Genomic DNA, 18,721 nt, shown 5'->3' on the forward strand with positions numbered 1-18,721 from the left:
GGCTCTGGCTCTGGCTCTGGCAAGGAGGCTAAAACATCTGCCATATCTTGCGCTAGCTCTATTTGGGGTTCAAGTGCACTATCATCAAGTAAATCGGTAAAGTAATCATCTAATGCCTGTTCACTCGACAGTACATGATGGCTATTGTTCATTGATGGCCAACCTTTCAAGATGAATTAACAATTGCTTATAGGCAAAAACGCCTCGACTACCTGCTGCAAAATGAGAAACGGGTAAACGCTTTAAACTGGCATCTCGAAACTTAGTATCAATCGGAACGGCAGAATTCCAAACTTGACCGGGATAATCTTGCTTTAGTTGCGTTAGCGTTTCGAGTGAAGCGCGAGTTCGCTTATCGTACATCGTAGGCACAATCGTTACGCTAAAAGGCTTTTGACGAGATTTTTGCATAATCGATAATGTACGGATCATACGCTCTAAACCTTTCATTGCTAGAAATTCTGTTTGAACAGGGATAAGAATGCGATCGCTTGCTGCTAGGGCATTAACCATCATCACTCCTAAAATAGGAGGGCAGTCAATAAGAACATAGTCATAATGATTTTGTAGCGCTTTGAGTGCACGCTTTAAAATCAGCCCCATGCCACTGCGATTCCCCATAACACGATCAAGGGTCGCCAAGGACATGTGAGCTGGAATAATATCGATACCTTCGACATCCGTTTCAATAACAAGAGGGGCTACGGTCTGAGTCGTAAATTCATTTAGTTGGAACAAATCAAATAAGCTCGCAGGAACGCTGTCTGAATCTAAACCAAGATAGGTGGTCAGTGAGCCATGAGGATCGGTATCTACCAATAAAACTTTATGCCCTTTTTGGCTAAGTAAACCGGCTAATGTTACTGTGCTTGTTGTTTTACCAACACCGCCTTTTTGATTTGCTACACTCCACACGATCATTTTTATAAACCCTTAGCCAAACTAACTTCAACCAAAATACGCTCAGCTATACGCTCTAGTGGTAAACTTTCTGATGAAATGCCAACTTTCGCTACTGCTTGTGGCATACCATAAACAACGCAACTCTCTTCATTTTGCGCCCAAACGGTGGAACCAGCCGCTTTTAACATACGCGCACCTTCTCGACCATCTGCGCCCATACCGGTCAAAACCATTGATAATACTTTATCTTGATAAACCTTCGCTGCTGAACCAAATGTCACATCAACACAAGGTTTATAATTCATCCGCTCTCCGCCATCAATAATGCGCAGCTTACTTAAGCTTGAACGCCCTTCAACCATCATTTGCATACCGCCAGGGGCTAAATAAGCCACACCAGGACGCAGTACGTCACCATCACTTGCCTCTTTCACCTGAATTCGACACAGTGAGTTTAAGCGACTAGCAAATGCCGCCGTAAAAGTCGCGGGCATGTGCTGAATTAACAATATTGGATGGGGATAATTAGCCGGTAGCTGCGTTAGAATTTTCTGCAGTGCAACCGGCCCCCCCGTCGAAGTGCCAATCGCAGTTAATTGATACCTTTTGCCACTAGCTTTAAATTTTGCAATGCGACTGATTGAAGGCGCCTGAATGGTAGACTTCTCACTTGCAAGTGATTTTTGCTCAAAGCGAGATGTCGTTTTATTTGTGGCTATCGGTTTAACAGGTACGCTACGTCGACGCATAAAAAGGCGACGCGTGGCGATTTGTAGCACCCTCTGCTGAAGTAAATTTATCGCCTCTTCTCGATTACGGGCAATATCTTCAAATTTTTTCGGTAAAAAATCGAGTGCTCCGGCATCAAGTGCTTCAAGCGTTGCTTTTGCTCCATCACTAGTTAGCGATGAAAACATTAAAATAGGCGTTGGATTGCTGCGCATGATTTCACGCACAGCAGAGATCCCATCCATAACAGGCATCTCTATATCCATAGTAATAACGTCAGGCTTCAGTCGTTGAACCTTCTCTAGCGCATCTTTACCATTAATTGCAACATCGATAACTTCAAGTCGAGCTTCTGCATTAATTATTTCACTAACTCGGCGACGAAAAAAACTTGAATCATCAACGACTAAAACTTTAACTGTCATATAAGCCCTTTAGTTAAATACGCGAACCTGCAGCATACTGTTTCAATAAGTCTGGCACATCAAGTATTAGCGCTATATGACCATCACTGGTAATGGTTGCCCCAGCCATACCTGGCGTACCTTGCAGAAGCTTATCTAGTGGCTTAATCACCACTTCTTCTTGACCAATTAAGGTATCCACAACAAAACCAACACGCTGGCTACCAATTTGAACAATAACCACATGCCCATGACCTTGACGAGAGGCGACTTGCTCAGCTTTTGGTGCTAACCAATTTTGCAAATAAAACAGTGGTATCGACTTATCTCTAACAATAATCGTCAGTTGCCCATCGACAACATTAGTTCGGCTTAAGTCAAGGTGGAAAATTTCATTCACTGATGCTAAAGGTAAAGCAAAGGGGTGATCTGCAACACCAACCATTAACGTTGGCAAGATCGCTAATGTCAAAGGGACTTTAATGGTGATTTTGGTCCCTTTACCAAGCTCTGAATCAATATCAATTGAACCATTCAAACCATTAATCGCGGTATTAACAACGTCCATACCTACGCCACGACCAGAGATGTCGGATATCTTCTCTTTACTTGAAAAACCAGGGGCAAAAATTAGGTTAAAGCATTCTTTATCGGTTAAACGTGATGCGGCATCTTCATCCATAATACCGCGTTTAACGGCAATACCACGTAATACATCAGGGTCCATTCCACCGCCATCATCAACAATAGCAAGTAAGATATGATCACCTTCTTGAGATGCCGATAAAATTACTTTACCGGTTCTAGGCTTACCATTTTCAACGCGCACCTCTGGCATCTCAATACCATGGTCAACGGAGTTACGTACTAAGTGAATAAGGGGATCGGCTAATGCTTCAACCAAGTTTTTATCTAAATCAGTATCTTCACCACGCATCTCTAACAAAATATCTTTATTGAGGCTACGAGCAAGATCACGAACAACTCGCGGGAAACGGCCAAATACTTTTTTGATCGGCTGCATGCGGGTTTTCATTACCGCACCTTGCAGATCGGCAGTAACGACATCTAAATTTGAGACCGCTTTTTCCATCTCTTCATCGTTACTATTAAGTCCTAAACTCACCAAACGGTTACGCACGAGAACAAGCTCACCAACCATATTCATGATCGTGTCAAGTGTTGAGGTATCAACACGAACACTCGCTTCCGCCTGCTTTTTAACCACAGGTGTTGCTTTTGCCGTTTCTACAACAGCAGGCGCTAAGGGTTCAAGAGCAGTAACAGGCTCAGGTGTCACAGATTTTGCGGAGGCCACAGCTGGAACTGAAGCTGGAGTAAAGTTTTGCGCCGCAGGTTTTGTTGCAACGTCCAACTCTTCAGGGCTTGGGCCATTGCCAGCACCATGTAGCTGATCAAGCAGACGCTCAAATTCTTCGTCTGTCATCAGATCATCATTACTATCTGATGATACCGCAGGTATTGCTGGCAGTGGTGGTGGCGTAACCGAAGATGTTGAAGAGGCAGGGCTATTACCGACACCATGCAACTCATCTAACAACTTTTCAAATTCATCATCGGTTATATCACCACTGTTTGAAGCGCTTGCCACACTTGGCGCGACCACAGGGGAGCTACCCGGCGCAGAACCAGGGGCACTTCCCTTACCATGTAGCTCATCAAGTAACTTTTCAAACTCATCATCAGTAATATCTGCGTTTTCCGTGCAAACCTCTGGAGAAGGCTTGACTGCGCGAGTTTGATTAGAGATTGCGCTTGGTGCGCCGCCTTTACCATGCAATTCATCAAGTAGCTTTTCAAACTCATCTTGAGAAATGTCATCAATTGAGCTATTCACGACATTAGTTGTCACAGGCTCAATAATAGGCACAACGGCTGCCGCTGGGGTCGGTACCACCGCTGGGATATCTTGTGACTCAGGCTGACATAAGCGATGTAACTCATCGAGTAAGTATTGCTCAGCGGGTTGCGGCTGAGTACCGTCTTGGACTGCTTGAAACTGCATATTTACAGTATCTAACGCACGTAGCATGGTATCCATCAACGCTGGCGTTACGCTTCGCTTACCTGTGCGAAGAATATCAAAGACATTTTCAGCACCATGACAGGTATCGACAAGCTCTGATAAAGATAAAAACCCTGCACCACCTTTTACCGTATGGAAACCACGGAAAATAGCATTAAGTAACTCTTTATCGCCTGGGTTATTTTCCAGCTCAACTAACTGTTCAGATAACAGCTCTAAGATCTCTCCAGCTTCGACTAAAAAATCCTGCAGAATATCTTCATCTAATTCATAGCTCATACATCATCCTTAAAATCCAAGACTGGATAATAAATCATCGACTTCGTCCTGCGATGAAACAGCATCCTCACGCAACTCAGGGTGCATTATTGGTCCCTCGGCAGCAATTGGCACTTTTTTATCTTCGACGATATTACTGATTGGCTGCTCACCACTAAATACGGTTAATATCTCAACTAAACGTCCTTCAACTTCACTCACTAAAGTGATAACTCGACGAATAATCTGCCCTGTTAAATCTTGAAAGTCTTGAGCCATCAAAATATCCGTAAGCTGACTTTTTAGCTGAGTGCTATCACCTTCAACTTGCGTTAATAAGTGATCAATGCGATGGCACAGAGCTTTAAATTCACTCAATTCAATGCGGCCATGCATCAGTTCATTCCATTGCGGTCTAACCTGCTGCAACCCATTATTGAGGTTATCAGCGATTGGTAAGCAATAATCAACGGCATCCATTGTCTTATTTGCAGCAATTTCTGTTTTATCAATCACATATTGAAGGCGGTCTTTTGCTTCAGGAATATCATCATTCGTAATTTCGATCATTCGTTGATCTAAATTAAATTGCACTAACGAGTCGTGTATATCACGGGTTAAAGCACCAATTTCTTGTATCATTGGATTTTTAGGTCCCTCATACACCGCAGTTACAAGGGCATTGGCTTCCTGTTGCTTATTATTCTCGAGTAGTTCAACGAGTTCTTTGGCTTGCTCTAATGAAATCATGACAAATAGACCTTTATCCACGCCAAATATATTATTCGCGGATTATTTAACCTCAAATAAAAACTTATAAACGCTCAAATATCTTCTCAAGCTTTTCTTTTAAGGTCGCAGCAGTAAATGGTTTCACAATATAACCATTCACTCCAGCTTGAGCGGCTTCTATAATTTGCTCACGCTTTGCTTCCGCTGTGATCATCAGAACGGGTAGGTGCTTTAAATTCGCATCTGAACGTATATGTTTTAATAAATCAATACCTTGCATTCCTGGCATATTCCAGTCAGTCACAACGAAATCAAACTCGCCTTTTTTAAGCATAGGAAGTGCTGTTAACCCATCGTCGGCTTCTTGAGTATTATTAAAACCTAAATCTCGAAGTAAGTTTTTTACGATGCGTCGCATTGTTGAAAAGTCATCAACAATAAGGATTTTCATATTTTTGTTCAAAATGGCCTCCACTGAAATTCAAAATCAGTGTATTAGTCGTTTTGTGTCCAAGCACTTAATTTAGTGCGAAGACGCTGCATTGATTGGCTTAATATTTGGCTAACACGAGATTCGCTTACACCTAATACTTCACCAATTTCCTTCAAATTTAATTCTTCGTCATAATAAAGCGATAAAACTAATGCTTCACGTTCCGGCAGTTGTTTAATCGAAGCAACCAAAGCTTGACGAAAAGCTTCATCTGCGACCCCTTTAAAAGGGATATTCTCATCTTCATTATCATCAGGGGCAATAGAGTCATCCGAGATACCGAGATCTTCTATACCAACCAGTCTTGAGCTATTAATATCAGTAAGTGCGCTGTGATATTGCGCTAAACTCATCCCCATATGCTGAGCAACCTCAGCGTCTGTTGGATCGCGATTTAGTTGATTTTCTAATTCGCTGATTGCTACATTAATCTCTCTATTATTCTTATGCACTGAACGAGGAACCCAGTCTCCTCGTCTAATTTCATCTAACATGGCACCACGGATTCGGATACCTGCATATGTTTCAAAACTTGCGCCTTTACTACCATCATAGTTTTGTTGTGCTTCAATCAAACCGATCATTCCAGCTTGGATCAAATCATCGACAAGTACACTCGGAGGCAGTCGCCCAAGCAAATGATGAGCGATACGCTTAACCAGCACTGAATACTTTTCAATAAATGCGGTCTGGCTATTGAGCCGAGCATGCTGATTATATGTAAGCGGCTTATTCACCGAATGGTTCCTCTACAAACGTTGGTCGATTCACTAATCGCTCAACAAAAAACTCTAAGTGCCCTGTTGGTGTTTTTGGTATTGGCCAAGTCAATGCCTTATTTGCTAATGAGTTAATCGCTAATGCTGCTGGTGAACGTGGAAAAGCATCAACTACAATTTTTTGTCTTTTTACTGCTTGACGCACTTTATCATCTAATGGGATGCACGCGACGAGCTCAAGGCTAACATTTAGAAATCGCTCTGTGACTAAGGTCAACTTTGCGAACAATTCTCGCCCTTCGCGATAGCTTCTGACCATATTTGCAACAATTTTAAAACGTTGCACTTGGTGTTGACGGCTTAATAATTTAATCAAAGCATAAGCATCTGTAATAGATGTTGGTTCATCACACACGACCACAACCACATCTTGGGCTGCACGAGAAAAGCTGATAACCATATCAGAAATACCAGCAGCAGTATCAATAAGAAGAATATCCATCTCATCTTCTAGGCTACCAAAAGCACGAATTAACCCTGCATGCTGCGCGTGCGAAAGCTCCGTCATACTTTGCGTGCCTGACGTGGCTGGTATAATTTTAATACCGTGTGGACCTTCAACAATCGCGTCTTTTAATTCACACTCACCCGCTAAGACATGCCCTAGGTTACGCTTTGAACGAATACCCAGCATGATATCAATATTGGCTAAGCCAAGATCGGCATCGAGAACCATCACTTTCTTACCTTGACGAGCCATGCTAATTGCTAAGCCAAGTGTGACGTTCGACTTGCCAACACCACCTTTACCTCCCGTTACAGCAATAACTTTGGTTAACGATGGTTGAGTTAAACGGCGTAGACCGCTTGCTTGATCATATATTGTATTATCAATCATATTTATCGTCGCCTAAAGTCCTTCGGAATCACTGTTCCAATAATGAGGTTCATTTTCTGTCGACTTTTCCAACAACTCATTAGCCTTAGCTATCAAATACTTTGGCTGAGCAATCACGATGTCTTCAGGTACACGTTGTCCATTCGCTATATAAGCAACGGGTAAGGCATTTTGCACAACAACACTGATAAACTCACCAAGACTTAATGACTCATCGAGCTTAGTTAAAATACAGCCTGATAAAGGAATACGTCTAAAGTGTTCTATGGTTTCTTGCAGTACTTGTCGCTGAGCGGTCGCAGGTAAAACTAGGTAGCTATGGATAACTTCACCGCTATCTTGCATCAAAGTGTCGAGCTGTTCGGATAAGCGAACATCTCTTTGTCCCATACCAGCAGTATCAACTAAAACCAAACGCCTATTACGCAACTGGTATAATACATCGGCGAGTTCCTCTGAATCTTTAGCGACTCGCACAGGGCAACCCATAATTCGACCATAAATAGAGAGTTGCTCATGCGCACCAATTCTATAACTGTCAGTGGTAACCAAAGCGACATTATCTGCGCCATATTCCATCGCTGCACGTGCCGCAAGCTTAGCAACCGTCGTCGTTTTTCCAACGCCTGTAGGGCCAAGTAACGCAACAACTCCACCACGCTTAAGAATATCTTTTTGCGTAATGCTGATTTGATCAGAAACTAAAGCTAACAGTGCTTTCCAGGCCTTCGCTGGTTGCGTATCTTCTGGAATATAGCAAGCCATTTGATCGGCAAATTCAGGCGAAAACCCCATGCGCTCAAGACGTTTGATAAGCATGGCTCTTAGCGGCTCTCTACGTTCGACCTCTTGCCACATTAACCCAGATACCTGATGCTCTAGTAAGCGACGAATCGAATTCATCTCTTCACGCATCAATTCCATATCTTGGTTTGGTAGCGCTTTGGGCTCAGGCTCTCGATAACGGTCATAACGAGTAGGATCTAACTTAGGGCTAGGTCTATCAACTCGGCGATCTTCTGCAATCAACTTAGCTAACCCAGCTTGCTTCTCTTGATGAGGAGTGAGCGAAGTTTGGCTGTTTTGTTTCCTTGATGCTGCCTGACGGTTAAGTAGTGCCGATAAAGAATCATTTTTGCCTGGCGTATCTTCTTCTTGTTCCTGGTCACTACTGTACTGCTTAAGCATATTGGCAAAGCGCTTGGTCATTGAGTGAGAACCTTGCTCTCCTCTCTGCAAGCTAACCTTGTCATCATCAAGCGAGCGATGTGCTGAGCGAGTACTTGCCGTCGTAGAGCTCGACATTTGAGTGTACTCATTACGCACAGGACTCGTTGGAGCTCGTGAGGGAAGTGCTTTTGTTGGCTCACCGTCGACAGCAGCCACAATTTCAACCCCACCAGCGACTTTTTTATTTGACATGATCACTGCATCCGCCCCAAGTTCTTCTTTAACTTGAAGCAGAGCAGAACGCATATCTTTGGCAAAAAATCGTTTAATTTTCAATTAAGAGTCCATTGTCATTAAAAAAGGGGTTATTAATTTCCAACTGCCTGTACGATTCGGATTTGTTTTTCATCCGGTATCTCTTGATAAGACAGTACCCGTAAATTCGGGATAGTATTTTTTACAAACTTGGCAAGTGTTGAGCGTAAAACTCCAGACGTCAATAAAACGGCAGGTTCACCTTTTAACTCTTGCTCTTGTGTCGCTTGGCTTAATGACATCTGCAAACGCTCCGCTAAGCCAGGCTCAATACCTGAAGACTCTCCGCCAGATGCTTGCAGTGTTTGATGCAAAATTTGTTCCAATTCAGGTATTAACGTAATAACTGGCAGCTCTGGCTCTATGCCATTGATTTCTTGCACAATCAGGCGTTTTAATGCAATTCGTACGGCAGCAGTAAGGATGTCAGATTCTTGACTCTTTGCCGCATACTCTGACAAGGTTTGTACAATACTACGAATATCACGAATAGGAATAGCTTCATTAAGAAGATTTTGTAACACTTTAACCAAGGTACCTAATGGCAGCTGCTCTGGTACAAAATTTTCAACTAATCTTGGGGCTGAACGACCAAGCATATCCAATAAGTTTTGAACTTCTTCATGCCCTAATAGCTGTGAGGCATTATTCGTCAGTAATTGGCTCAAGTGCGTTGCTAATACCGTTGAGGAGTCAACAACCGTATAGCCTAATGCCTGTGCATGCTCTTGTTGATCTTCTCGAATCCAGACAGCTTCAAGACCAAATGCAGGGTCAATTGTCGCTTGACCATCTATAATGCCATAAACTTGACCAGGATTGATGGCTAATTCTTGATCCGGACGAATTTCTGCTTCGCCAACCGCCACCCCCATCAAAGTAATTCGATAGCTATTCGGAGTCAGTTCTAAGTTATCTCGAATATGAACCGGTGGAATCAAAAAGCCAAAGTCTTGCGATAACTTTTTACGTACCCCTTTCACTCGCTCTAAAAGCTCTCCACCTTGCTCTCTATCAACTAAGGGAATTAAACGATAACCAACCTCAAGACCTATAATATCAACCGGATGAACATCATCCCAAGAAAGCTCTTTTTCTGCTGTCGACTCACCTTCCGGAATAACAGGCGCTGGCGGTGACTCAGCTAAACGTTTATTCTTCTTATCAATGAAGTATCCCCATGTACCAGCTGCTGCTGCTAAGGATAAGAATGAGAAATGCGGCATTCCCGGTACAATGCCCATAACACCTAAGATGCACGCGGTAATATTCAATGCCTTCGGGTTATCAAACATCTGGAATGCCAGTTGCTGCCCCATATCTTCATCGGTATTTTGACGAGTTACCATCATTGCCGCTGCAATAGACAGCAATAAAGAAGGGATCTGAGCAACGAGCCCATCACCAATGGTTAGTAGAGTATATAGCTCAATGGCTTCACTAAACCCTAGGCCATATTGCACCATACTAATGGTCAAGCCACCAATGATGTTGATAAAAAGAATCAGAATACCTGCAATGGCATCCCCTTTAACAAACTTTGAGGCACCATCCATTGAGCCGTAAAAGTCCGCTTCTTTAGTCACTTCAAAGCGGCGTATTCGAGCTTGATCTTGATCGATCAAACCAGAGTTTAAATCCGCATCAATGGCCATCTGCTTACCCGGTAAAGCATCTAAGGTAAAACGAGCGCTGACTTCGGATATACGCCCTGCACCTTTCGTTACAACCATAAAGTTTATGATCATTAAGATCATAAATACCACTAAACCAACCGCGTAATTACCACCGATAACAACATTACCAAACGCTTCAATCACGTTACCAGCAGCACCTGCGCCTTCATGCCCATTAAGTAAAACCACACGGGTTGAAGCCACATTTAGAGCGAGTCGTAGCAAGGTTGCGATCAGCAGTACCGTAGGAAAGGCAGCAAAATCAAGCGGTCTACGGGTGTAAATAGAGACGAGAAGAACAACTAATGACAACGCAATATTGAATGTGAAGGCCATATCCAATAAAAAAGCAGGGATAGGTAAAACGACCATAGCCAATGTCGCGAGTACCATAACCGGAGCGCCAATTGCAGGGAACGCTCGCTGTGGAATTGGTGGTAATTTATCTAAAAATGGGAGATTAAATTTCATTACATACTGCTTTGTTCATTTTAGGTAATGTGGCTCAAGAGTAATAATAAGCCTACAGGATACAAGACCTTAGACCTTTCAGCTATGCGCAGTATACTGGATTATTGACTTATGCTCCAATTTAGCAGCAATAGAGTACAAAAACCTCCAACAATACGGCTAATGGCGCAACTCAGGTGGAACGATTAACGCCTCTCGTTGTAGTTTAGGTCTTTCTCCACCCCGTTTTCGATAATGCTTCAACTGAAAAACATAAGCTAATATTTGTGCTACAGCGGTAAATAGACCGTCTGGGATCTCTTGCTCTAGCTCCGTAGTATGATAAAGAGCACGTGCTAATGGTGGAGCTGGAATAATATAAATGTCATGCTCTCGAGCCACTTCACGGATCTTCATTGCCATATGGTCAACCCCTTTCGCTACCACAACAGGTGCTTTATCTTTGTCTTGCTTATAGCGTAGAGCTACCGAAAAGTGCTCTGGGTTCGTGACAATAACATCCGCCTCAGGTACATCCGCCATCATACGGCGTTGAGCCGCTTCCCTTTGCAGCATTCGAATTCGACCTTTAACCTCCGGCTTACCTTCAGTATCTTTATACTCATCTTTTATTTCTTGCTTGGTCATTTTTAGCTTGTCTGCATGCTGCCAAATTTGGAACGGTATATCGATGGCAACCACAATCAATAATGAGCAGCTAATCAGTAAGATGAAATTTAATAGCAAATCGAGCGCTTTAAATATATTTTGCGGAAAAATACTGGTGCTCAGCATCAATAAGTCGGCTTGAGAAGATTGAATCAAATAAATAGCGACCCCTGAAACTAAGGATATTTTTAAAATCGATTTGATCAGCTCAACCCAACTTTGCATGCCAACCATGCGCTTTAAACCACTAAGCGGGTTCATTTTTGATAATTTTGGCATCGCGGCTTGTGGTGAAAAATTGACACCACCGATACCTCCCGCCCCTAAAATAGCAGCACAGAAAAGAATAATAAGTATGGTAAATAAAGGGATGATTAGCCCGATAAGTGCCCGCCCAATCACTTCAAAAAGAGCTGACACATCGAATATTTCTTCTCGGCTTAATGTAAAAAGCCGCGACATGATATTAAATAACGCTTGCGCTAACGGCTCACCAAATAGCATCAGTGAAACCGCTCCGACAATAAGCACTGACGCCGAGGCTAACTCTTTCGACCTTGCAACCTGCCCTTTCTCTTTAGCCTGTTGCAAGCGTTTGGGCGTGGCGTCTTCTGTTCTTTCTTGACCGTCTGACTCTGCCATATCAGCCTCCTAACACGTTAAGCGGATCAAGCGACATATTTGCTGCTCACCTTGCATCCAGTAAAGATCATAATGACCATATAGCCCTCCAAGGATATACCAACAGAGTAAGAGGCCAATAAGAAGCGCAAAGGAAAAGCCTAATGAGAAGATATTCAACTGAGGCGCAGCTCGTGTCATTACACCAAAAGAGAGGTTGATCGTTAATAGAGCAATAATGGCTGATAACGACATATTAAGTGCCACTTGAAAAATAGTACCTAGCCATAATGCCATTTCACGAAAATCAACGGCGGTCAACGCGCCAGTACCTATTGGCAAGGTTTCAAAGCTCATGACAACTAGCTGGATCATCTTTAAATGCCCGTCAGTTGCCAGAAAAAACATCGTCGCTAAAAACATAAAGAGCTGCCCGAGTACTGGCGCACTTTGTCCATTGGCAGGGTCAACCATAGAAGCAAAGCCTAAGCTAGATTGCATACCGATGATTTGCCCTAACATAACAAAGGTTTGAATAATGAATTGCGTAACCATTCCCATGGCAACCCCGATAACAAGTTGCTCAAATAGAATTAAAAAACCTCGCATAGAAAGCAATTCGATATCCGTGGGCACAGCAGGTATCGCCGGTGTTACCGCTAAAGTGACGGCTAACCCTAAATAGAGGCGAATACGTGAGGATACAAAGCGCGCTCCAGTCACCGTCATCACCATCAACATGGCTGAAATACGGGTATAAGGCCAAAAATAGTTCGCTAACCAATCAAGAACAACACTCGTCGGGTATTCCATAAGCGCTCTTTTAGTACAACACTTGAGGCAGGCGCTCAATAATGCTGAAAAAGTACTCCATCAGCATTTGAGTCATCCAGTGCGCGAACATCATTAGTGCAAGCAGCGTTACAATTAAACGAGGCAAAAAACTCAACGTTTGTTCATTAATTGAGGTTGCCGCTTGGAAAATAGCCACAACCAAACCAATCAAAAGGCTAGGAATGATAATGGCACACACCATAATCAAAACCATTGAAAGTGCGCCTCTAAATAACTCAACAAAGACTTCTGGTGTCATGACTTCCTCATTCGATCACGTTGACTTATCACAAGGCAAAACTGCTGGCTAAAGTCGATAAAATCAAATTCCATCCGTCGACTAAAACAAACAGCATAAGCTTAAACGGCAGTGACACAATCATAGGTGATAACATCATCATACCCATCGCCATTAATACTGATGCCACCACTAAGTCGATGATCAAAAAGGGTAAAAATAACATAAAACCAATTTGGAAAGCGGTCTTTAATTCAGAAGTAATAAAGGCAGGGATTAAAACCGCCATTGACACCTCTTCTGGCGACGTCACCTCTTCTCCCGAGATATTAACAAAGGTTTCTAAGTCTTTAATACGAGTCTGCTTTAACATAAAGGCACGGATTGGCCCTTGAGCCGAGTCAAATGCTTGACGTGCGCTTATCTGCTCATCCATATAAGGCTGAATAGCTTGCTGATTTATCTGATTAAGCACTGGCGACATAATAAAGAACGTTAAAAACATCGCAATACCAATAATAACCTGATTAGACGGGGTTTGTTGCAAACCCATCGCCTGCCTCAATATTGACATAACAACAACGATACGAGTAAAGGATGTCATCAAGATAACCATTGCCGGTAAAAAACCTAGCATGGTCATCAAGGCTAAAATCTGTAAATTAATCGAGTAATCTTCACCACCATTGGCATTGGTGGTCATAGTAAAAGCTGGGATACCGCTGCCGTTACGACTGGAAGTTAGCGTGCTCGATGCCCCTAACTCTGCATCCATAGCTCGCACTGTCACGCTCTCACTGCTTGCTGGTGATAAAGCCTGAGCTTCATCTTGCTGGGCGGCACTCAATGGCGACCACAATAAACAGCAGCTGATAAATAAAGTAAGGAAAGAAGAAAATGAAATACGCTTACTCATGATTTTTCTGCTTGTTATGATCTTTTTGGAGGAGTTGGTTCAGTTGAGCTGAAAACGGTGTTTTAGCTGTGGTAGAAGTAGAGACTGGCTGCTCCAACTTTGAAATGAGCTGTATAGAGTGCGGAGTCACACCTACCAAGAACTGCTCTTCGCCAGCCTGCACTATGGCAATTCTTTCTTTGCCGCCAACCACTATCTGACGCACAACCGACAAATCAGCCTGTTGAGAAAACGCCGGGATCTGCATACGTTTTAATAACCAAGCTAAAAATAAAATCAGCGCAATAACAAAAACTAAAGAACTAAGTGTTGCAAACAAATCCAATTGATTCGATTGCGCTCCTGATTCTGTCGCCAAACTCCATGGGGCATATAAGCTACCAATAGTGGCGGCTATTGCGCAAATTTTTTTTTGCATTTCTATCTCAGCTTCTTAATTCGTTCTGTCTGGCTAATGACATCGGTTAGTCGAATACCGAATTTATCATTCACGACGACAACTTCACCGTGAGCAATTAAAGTACCATTCACCATGACATCCAACGACTCACCAGCCACACGATCTAACTCAACAACAGAGCCTTGGTTTAACTGTAATAAGTTACGGATGCTAATTTGTGAACGCCCAACTTCCATGGAAATGGTCACCGGTATATCCATGATAGTATCAAGCTTGCGGCGCTCATCTTCAGAGATTGGGCTAGAGGAATCCGTCAGTTCATCCAGCGGTGCTGCCATTATGTCGTTGACATCCATTTTAGGTGCTAATGGGTCTTCACCTAATGCTGCTGCCCATTCGTCAGCTAGCTTTTGATCGTCACTTGGTTCCATTAATCAATTCCTAGTTATCTTGATATTAATCGTCACTATCAAGCTCAGACATAATGTCTTTGCCTAAAAATGCTAAGTCAGTTTTGACCACATGTGGCCTTTCTATTTTTTCAGAAACTTGCACCGCTATTTTTTCACCTGAGCGCCCCATTTTGACTCGATAAGTGGGTAACTCTTCGACAAACATTGTCGCGTGCTCTGGCATATCAATAGGGATAATATCTCCAGCTTGTAAATCCATTAAGTCGCGTAAAGAGAGTTTTTGTTCTAGCAAGTTGACGCGGAAATTAACGGGTACATCCATGATTTCATCACGTAAGGCTGAACTCCAACGTACATCCGTTTCCATTTTATCCGACTGAACACCGGCATCGAGCAACTCTCGAATCGGTTCAACCATCGAATAAGGCATCACCATATGAAAGTCGCCACCGCCGCCATCGACTTCAATATGGAATGAACTCACCACAATCACTTCCGTTGGACTAACAATATTTGCCATGCTTGGGTTAACTTCTGAATCTAAGTACTCAAATTCAACCCCCATGACGGGTGACCATGCTTCTTTGTAGTCTTCAAAGACAATTTTCAGTAATAACTGAATGATGCGACGCTCTGTAGGGGTGAACTCTCTGCCTTCAATTTTGGCATGAAAACGACCATCGCCTCCAAAAAAATTCTCTACTAAGATAAAAACTAATCGTGCTTCCATCGTAATTAATGATGTGCCTTTTAATGGACGAAAGCGCACCATATTTAAACTGGTTGGGACATATAGTGTGTTTTGATATTCACCAAACTTCATCATCTGTACGCCATTGATCGATACTTCTGCCGTTTTGCGGAGCATGTTGAACAGACTGATCCTCATATGACGTGCAAAACGCTCGTTAATAAGTTCAAGCGTCGGCATTCGACCACGTACAATGCGATCTTGAGAGGAGAAGTCGAAGCTAATGGCACCATCGATATCTTCGTCTAGTTCGTCATCGACATCATCGACATCATCAACACCATGTAAGAGTGCATCAATTTCATCTTGGCTTAATAAATCGGTCACACGTTACCTACTGAATTACAAAATCGGTGAAAAGAACTTTATCTATCACAGACTGCCCTATCGCAATCACCAGTTGAGCTTGAATATCTTCTGTTGCTTTATCTCGTAACTCTGCGCGCCCATCTGGTGAACGCAGTTGCTCGACAGTAACGGAAGCAAATGTGGATAATAAAGCGCTTTCAATCAGTGGTGAATGATGACGAGCTAAATTTTCGTTACTTTCTCCCCTAACCATCACTTGTACTTTTATCTGTACTAGCCTGTCACGTTGGTCACCCGTCACATTAAATAAGAATGGCTGAGGAATATTCACATATTGAATACGATTTTTTGGACTCACCACTTGGGTTGATTTATCGTCACCCACTTTATTATTATCGCTTGAATTTAATACAAAAAAAGCAACCGCCCCACTAATTAATAATACAGCAATAACCGCTATGATCATTAGTAGTTTCTTTTTAGAAGCATTACCTTCTTGTTCATCAGCCATAGTGTTCTCTACTCATTTCACTTTAAAAAATACCGCTTAATAATCTATTAAGCGTAATAACTAATTCCATCTTGCTTTGAGTCTACACTCAGTTCTATCTGAGTTTCAGCCTCATTATCATCAGTTTGAGAAGTGTGATTACCTTCATTATGATGATCACTGCCTGTATCACTAGCCTGCCCTTGCTGACCACTATTTTGCTGGGATACTGATGAATCACTTAATTGAACGCCTTGCTGGGCTAACATATCGCGTAGCCTTGGTAGCGTTTGCTCAATGATATCTCTCGCTTGTGAATTACTCACCGTAATATGTAGGCTTGCGCTATCGTTATTCATATTTAAACGAATACTCATGCGCCCTAATTCTGGCGGATCTAAACGAATATCTAAATTTTTCAGATTTTTCGACATCATTATCTGTACTTTTTCAGCGACTTGCTCGTTAGCTAGCTCTTTTGTTAGCTGTAAAGGAACTTGTTGAGCTGCTTGTATTTCAGCACGTGTCGCTTGCTGTTGAGTAGCGGGAGCGAGTTGTTGGCTCGTGGCTGCTGATAGCTGCGATAATGACTCTTCACCCTCACTACCTTGTAAAGCTAACACACCTTGTTCGGTTGGCTTGATCGTTGCCGCTGTTGTCGTCAGTATACCATTTTCTATTAGTTCAGCTTTAGCGCCGTTGGCTATTAAGGCTGCAGGAGCTGACTCTGAAGATGCTGCTGATGCAACGAAAGTCTGCGCTGTGTTCGAGGTTGCATTGCCAAGGGGATCACTCCCCGTACGCTGAATATTATTGGTCTGTGAAACTGGAGCGCTTCCCTCTGCTGTATTAGCATTAGGTTGATGAGCAGCCAACGTGCTATTACTTAACGTGCTATTACTTGTTGCTAATTGGCTTACAGAGGCGCTGATCGTATGTAACTTATCGTCAGCAATCGCTTCATCAACTGTACTTTTATCAGCAGCATTTTCATCAGTAATAGTTTCATCACTGAGTAATTCTTCTTCTGCCCTAGGTAAAGCCACTGATTGTTTTTCAATAGCTTGCTCATCGCTACTATTATCAATACTTGCCAGCACATTCCCATTATGATGACTCACTTTGGCTAGCTGATCGCTATCTGTCACTCCCCAAGGGATAGTATTAACATGCTGCTCAACTTCAAGCTCTACGTGCTGTTCAATTTCAGGCTTGCCATGCCGCTCAACTTCATGCTCGGCATACTGGTGAGGCAAGTCTTTGCCGCCTAACGAATCGATTGAGTCAAGCTCATAGGGTATAGAAAGTTCATCGGATGCAGAAAGTTCTGTCGGCGCATTCGCTTTATCCGTCGCTGCTAGTGTTTTATTGGCTAATACTAACCGCTCTAAAAGCTGGCTACCCTCATCCATTAAAGCATCGGATGTCGGCTCTTTGCTTACTTGAGCTTCTGTATCTGCCTTGCTACCAACTTGCTCTTCACCTTCCAAAACAACTGTAGGCGATTGTTCTAGCTCGCCTTCTATTGATGTAACATCAAGGTTCGTTTCATCTTTTTCAGTGTTTAGAACTGGCGAAAACGGATGAGTGTCTTGCTGTAATGCTGATGATAAATGGGTAACAAACGTCTGTTCATCTGCAGAGTGTTCTAAGCTTGGTAACAGCGGAGTTTCTTTATTTAAAGCTGCTACACTATTTGTGCTGCTTACTGTTGAGTGCAAATTCACATTCATATCCAATATTTATTATCCAGAACTAACCAAGCGGTAGCTAAAAAATGCAATAAGCACGCCACCATGAGGGCTTTTTCTTCTCCCGCGTTTATAGCGTTCGATTTTTACGGCTAAATAATAACGTTGAAAACTCATCCATTTGCTTTTGCTCACGCTTATCTTCTGCTCGTTTCTTTTCTTGCTGTTTTTTATCAATTAACCACTCATAAGACTTACATTGCTTACGAGTGTTTAGCCAATACTCTTGGCAGTTGTCGACTTGACTCTTAAAGTGCTGCTCGGCTTCTTTTTGCTTAGCGAGTGTTGCATCAAGTTGGGTTAAAAAACGGTTTAAGTGTCCGTACTCACTTGCTGTTAAGCCGTTTTTTCCTCTATCAATCAACTGCTGGCAATAATCCATGCGATATTGCTCAATTTGCTCCACTTGTCGATAATAATCAGCAAGTTCAGCATTGGCTTTGGTTAAAGCCATTTGAGCTTGGCTCTCTTTATCTTTTGACTGTTCGAGTAAAAAATCCAGTGCACTATTCATTATCTATTTATCCACTAAATA

The 18,721-nt window shown here is 42.7% G+C and carries 19 protein-coding genes; all 19 read right to left on the reverse strand.

Annotated features, from left to right (window positions below):
- Positions 1-141: 141 nt before the first annotated feature.
- The 19 genes from BCU68_RS12385 to fliJ all read right to left on the reverse strand — a co-directional run bounded on the left by BCU68_RS12385 (position 142) and on the right by fliJ (position 18,700).
- Positions 142-921: a ParA family protein gene (locus BCU68_RS12385; protein WP_102565056.1), complete on the reverse strand. Its 780-nt coding sequence runs from the start codon at positions 919-921 to the stop codon at positions 142-144.
- A gap of 2 nt (positions 922-923) precedes the next feature.
- Positions 924-2,057 carry a chemotaxis response regulator protein-glutamate methylesterase gene (locus BCU68_RS12390; protein WP_102565057.1) on the reverse strand — a complete coding sequence of 378 codons (1,134 nt, stop codon included), beginning with the start codon at positions 2,055-2,057 and terminating at the stop codon, positions 924-926.
- Positions 2,058-2,070: 13 nt separating this feature from the next.
- Positions 2,071-4,362, reverse strand: a complete 2,292-nt coding sequence (locus BCU68_RS12395) for a chemotaxis protein CheA (RefSeq protein ID WP_102565058.1) — start codon at positions 4,360-4,362, stop codon at positions 2,071-2,073.
- A 9-nt stretch (positions 4,363-4,371) separates the two neighbouring features.
- A complete protein-coding gene (locus BCU68_RS12400; RefSeq protein ID WP_102565059.1) occupies positions 4,372-5,091 on the reverse strand; it encodes a protein phosphatase CheZ in 720 nt (239 codons plus the stop codon).
- Between the two features lie 64 nt (positions 5,092-5,155).
- Positions 5,156-5,524, reverse strand: coding sequence for a chemotaxis response regulator CheY (cheY, locus tag BCU68_RS12405; protein WP_102565060.1), 369 nt, complete (start codon positions 5,522-5,524; stop codon positions 5,156-5,158).
- A 44-nt stretch (positions 5,525-5,568) separates the two neighbouring features.
- A complete protein-coding gene (locus BCU68_RS12410; RefSeq protein WP_102565061.1) occupies positions 5,569-6,303 on the reverse strand; it encodes an RNA polymerase sigma factor FliA in 735 nt (244 codons plus the stop codon).
- Complete coding sequence (locus tag BCU68_RS12415) at positions 6,296-7,183, reverse strand: MinD/ParA family protein (RefSeq protein WP_102565062.1); 888 nt, start codon at positions 7,181-7,183, stop codon at positions 6,296-6,298. The genes BCU68_RS12410 and BCU68_RS12415 overlap by 8 nt, the downstream gene beginning before the upstream one ends.
- 12 nt (positions 7,184-7,195) lie before the next feature.
- Complete coding sequence (flhF, locus tag BCU68_RS12420; RefSeq protein ID WP_102565063.1) at positions 7,196-8,689, reverse strand: flagellar biosynthesis protein FlhF; 1,494 nt, start codon at positions 8,687-8,689, stop codon at positions 7,196-7,198.
- 32 nt (positions 8,690-8,721) lie between these two features.
- The gene (flhA, locus tag BCU68_RS12425) at positions 8,722-10,815 is read right to left on the reverse strand and encodes a flagellar biosynthesis protein FlhA (RefSeq protein ID WP_102565064.1); all 2,094 of its coding nucleotides are present in this window, start codon (positions 10,813-10,815) and stop codon (positions 8,722-8,724) included.
- 159 nt (positions 10,816-10,974) lie between these two features.
- Positions 10,975-12,105 carry a flagellar biosynthesis protein FlhB gene (flhB, locus tag BCU68_RS12430; protein WP_102565065.1) on the reverse strand — a complete coding sequence of 377 codons (1,131 nt, stop codon included), beginning with the start codon at positions 12,103-12,105 and terminating at the stop codon, positions 10,975-10,977.
- A 9-nt stretch (positions 12,106-12,114) separates the two neighbouring features.
- The gene (gene fliR / locus BCU68_RS12435; RefSeq protein ID WP_102565066.1) at positions 12,115-12,897 is read right to left on the reverse strand and encodes a flagellar biosynthetic protein FliR; all 783 of its coding nucleotides are present in this window, start codon (positions 12,895-12,897) and stop codon (positions 12,115-12,117) included.
- Between the two features lie 10 nt (positions 12,898-12,907).
- A complete protein-coding gene (gene fliQ, locus BCU68_RS12440; protein ID WP_102565067.1) occupies positions 12,908-13,177 on the reverse strand; it encodes a flagellar biosynthesis protein FliQ in 270 nt (89 codons plus the stop codon).
- 28 nt (positions 13,178-13,205) lie between these two features.
- On the reverse strand, positions 13,206-14,072 hold the full coding sequence (gene fliP / locus BCU68_RS12445) for a flagellar type III secretion system pore protein FliP (protein WP_102565068.1): 867 nt from the start codon (positions 14,070-14,072) through the stop codon (positions 13,206-13,208).
- Positions 14,065-14,490, reverse strand: a complete 426-nt coding sequence (gene fliO / locus BCU68_RS12450) for a flagellar biosynthetic protein FliO (RefSeq protein WP_102565069.1) — start codon at positions 14,488-14,490, stop codon at positions 14,065-14,067. The genes fliP and fliO overlap by 8 nt, the downstream gene beginning before the upstream one ends.
- A gap of 2 nt (positions 14,491-14,492) precedes the next feature.
- Positions 14,493-14,903, reverse strand: a complete 411-nt coding sequence (fliN, locus tag BCU68_RS12455; protein ID WP_102565070.1) for a flagellar motor switch protein FliN — start codon at positions 14,901-14,903, stop codon at positions 14,493-14,495.
- A gap of 25 nt (positions 14,904-14,928) precedes the next feature.
- Entirely contained in the window at positions 14,929-15,963 is a 1,035-nt protein-coding gene (gene fliM / locus BCU68_RS12460) for a flagellar motor switch protein FliM (protein WP_102565071.1), read from the reverse strand.
- A 7-nt stretch (positions 15,964-15,970) separates the two neighbouring features.
- Positions 15,971-16,456 (reverse strand): flagellar basal body-associated protein FliL, encoded by a 486-nt coding sequence (gene fliL, locus BCU68_RS12465; RefSeq protein WP_102565072.1) that lies wholly within the window; start codon positions 16,454-16,456, stop codon positions 15,971-15,973.
- A 47-nt stretch (positions 16,457-16,503) separates the two neighbouring features.
- Positions 16,504-18,162, reverse strand: coding sequence for a flagellar hook-length control protein FliK (locus BCU68_RS12470; RefSeq protein ID WP_241901373.1), 1,659 nt, complete (start codon positions 18,160-18,162; stop codon positions 16,504-16,506).
- Positions 18,163-18,256: 94 nt separating this feature from the next.
- On the reverse strand, positions 18,257-18,700 hold the full coding sequence (gene fliJ / locus BCU68_RS12475) for a flagellar export protein FliJ (RefSeq protein ID WP_102565074.1): 444 nt from the start codon (positions 18,698-18,700) through the stop codon (positions 18,257-18,259).
- Positions 18,701-18,721 lie beyond the last annotated feature (21 nt).

It is taken from the genome of Vibrio sp. 10N.286.49.B3, from assembly GCF_002873395.1.
GTDB lineage: Bacteria > Pseudomonadota > Gammaproteobacteria > Enterobacterales > Vibrionaceae > Vibrio.

Coding starts and splice junctions, on each gene's coding strand:
- fliQ (WP_102565067.1), bottom strand. CDS start 13,177: ATGACACCAGAAGTCTTTGTTGAGTTATTTAGAGGCGCACTTTCAATG.
- BCU68_RS12400 (WP_102565059.1), bottom strand. CDS start 5,091: ATGATTTCATTAGAGCAAGCCAAAGAACTCGTTGAACTACTCGAGAAT.
- fliJ (WP_102565074.1), bottom strand. CDS start 18,700: ATGAATAGTGCACTGGATTTTTTACTCGAACAGTCAAAAGATAAAGAG.
- flhA (WP_102565064.1), bottom strand. CDS start 10,815: ATGAAATTTAATCTCCCATTTTTAGATAAATTACCACCAATTCCACAG.
- BCU68_RS12395 (WP_102565058.1), bottom strand. CDS start 4,362: ATGAGCTATGAATTAGATGAAGATATTCTGCAGGATTTTTTAGTCGAA.
- fliP (WP_102565068.1), bottom strand. CDS start 14,072: ATGAGTAAGCGTATTTCATTTTCTTCTTTCCTTACTTTATTTATCAGC.
- fliL (WP_102565072.1), bottom strand. CDS start 16,456: ATGGCTGATGAACAAGAAGGTAATGCTTCTAAAAAGAAACTACTAATG.
- BCU68_RS12390 (WP_102565057.1), bottom strand. CDS start 2,057: ATGACAGTTAAAGTTTTAGTCGTTGATGATTCAAGTTTTTTTCGTCGC.
- fliO (WP_102565069.1), bottom strand. CDS start 14,490: ATGCAAAAAAAAATTTGCGCAATAGCCGCCACTATTGGTAGCTTATAT.
- fliR (WP_102565066.1), bottom strand. CDS start 12,897: ATGGAATACCCGACGAGTGTTGTTCTTGATTGGTTAGCGAACTATTTT.
- BCU68_RS12415 (WP_102565062.1), bottom strand. CDS start 7,183: ATGATTGATAATACAATATATGATCAAGCAAGCGGTCTACGCCGTTTA.
- flhB (WP_102565065.1), bottom strand. CDS start 12,105: ATGGCAGAGTCAGACGGTCAAGAAAGAACAGAAGACGCCACGCCCAAA.
- BCU68_RS12385 (WP_102565056.1), bottom strand. CDS start 921: ATGATCGTGTGGAGTGTAGCAAATCAAAAAGGCGGTGTTGGTAAAACA.
- fliN (WP_102565070.1), bottom strand. CDS start 14,903: ATGGAACCAAGTGACGATCAAAAGCTAGCTGACGAATGGGCAGCAGCA.
- cheY (WP_102565060.1), bottom strand. CDS start 5,524: ATGAAAATCCTTATTGTTGATGACTTTTCAACAATGCGACGCATCGTA.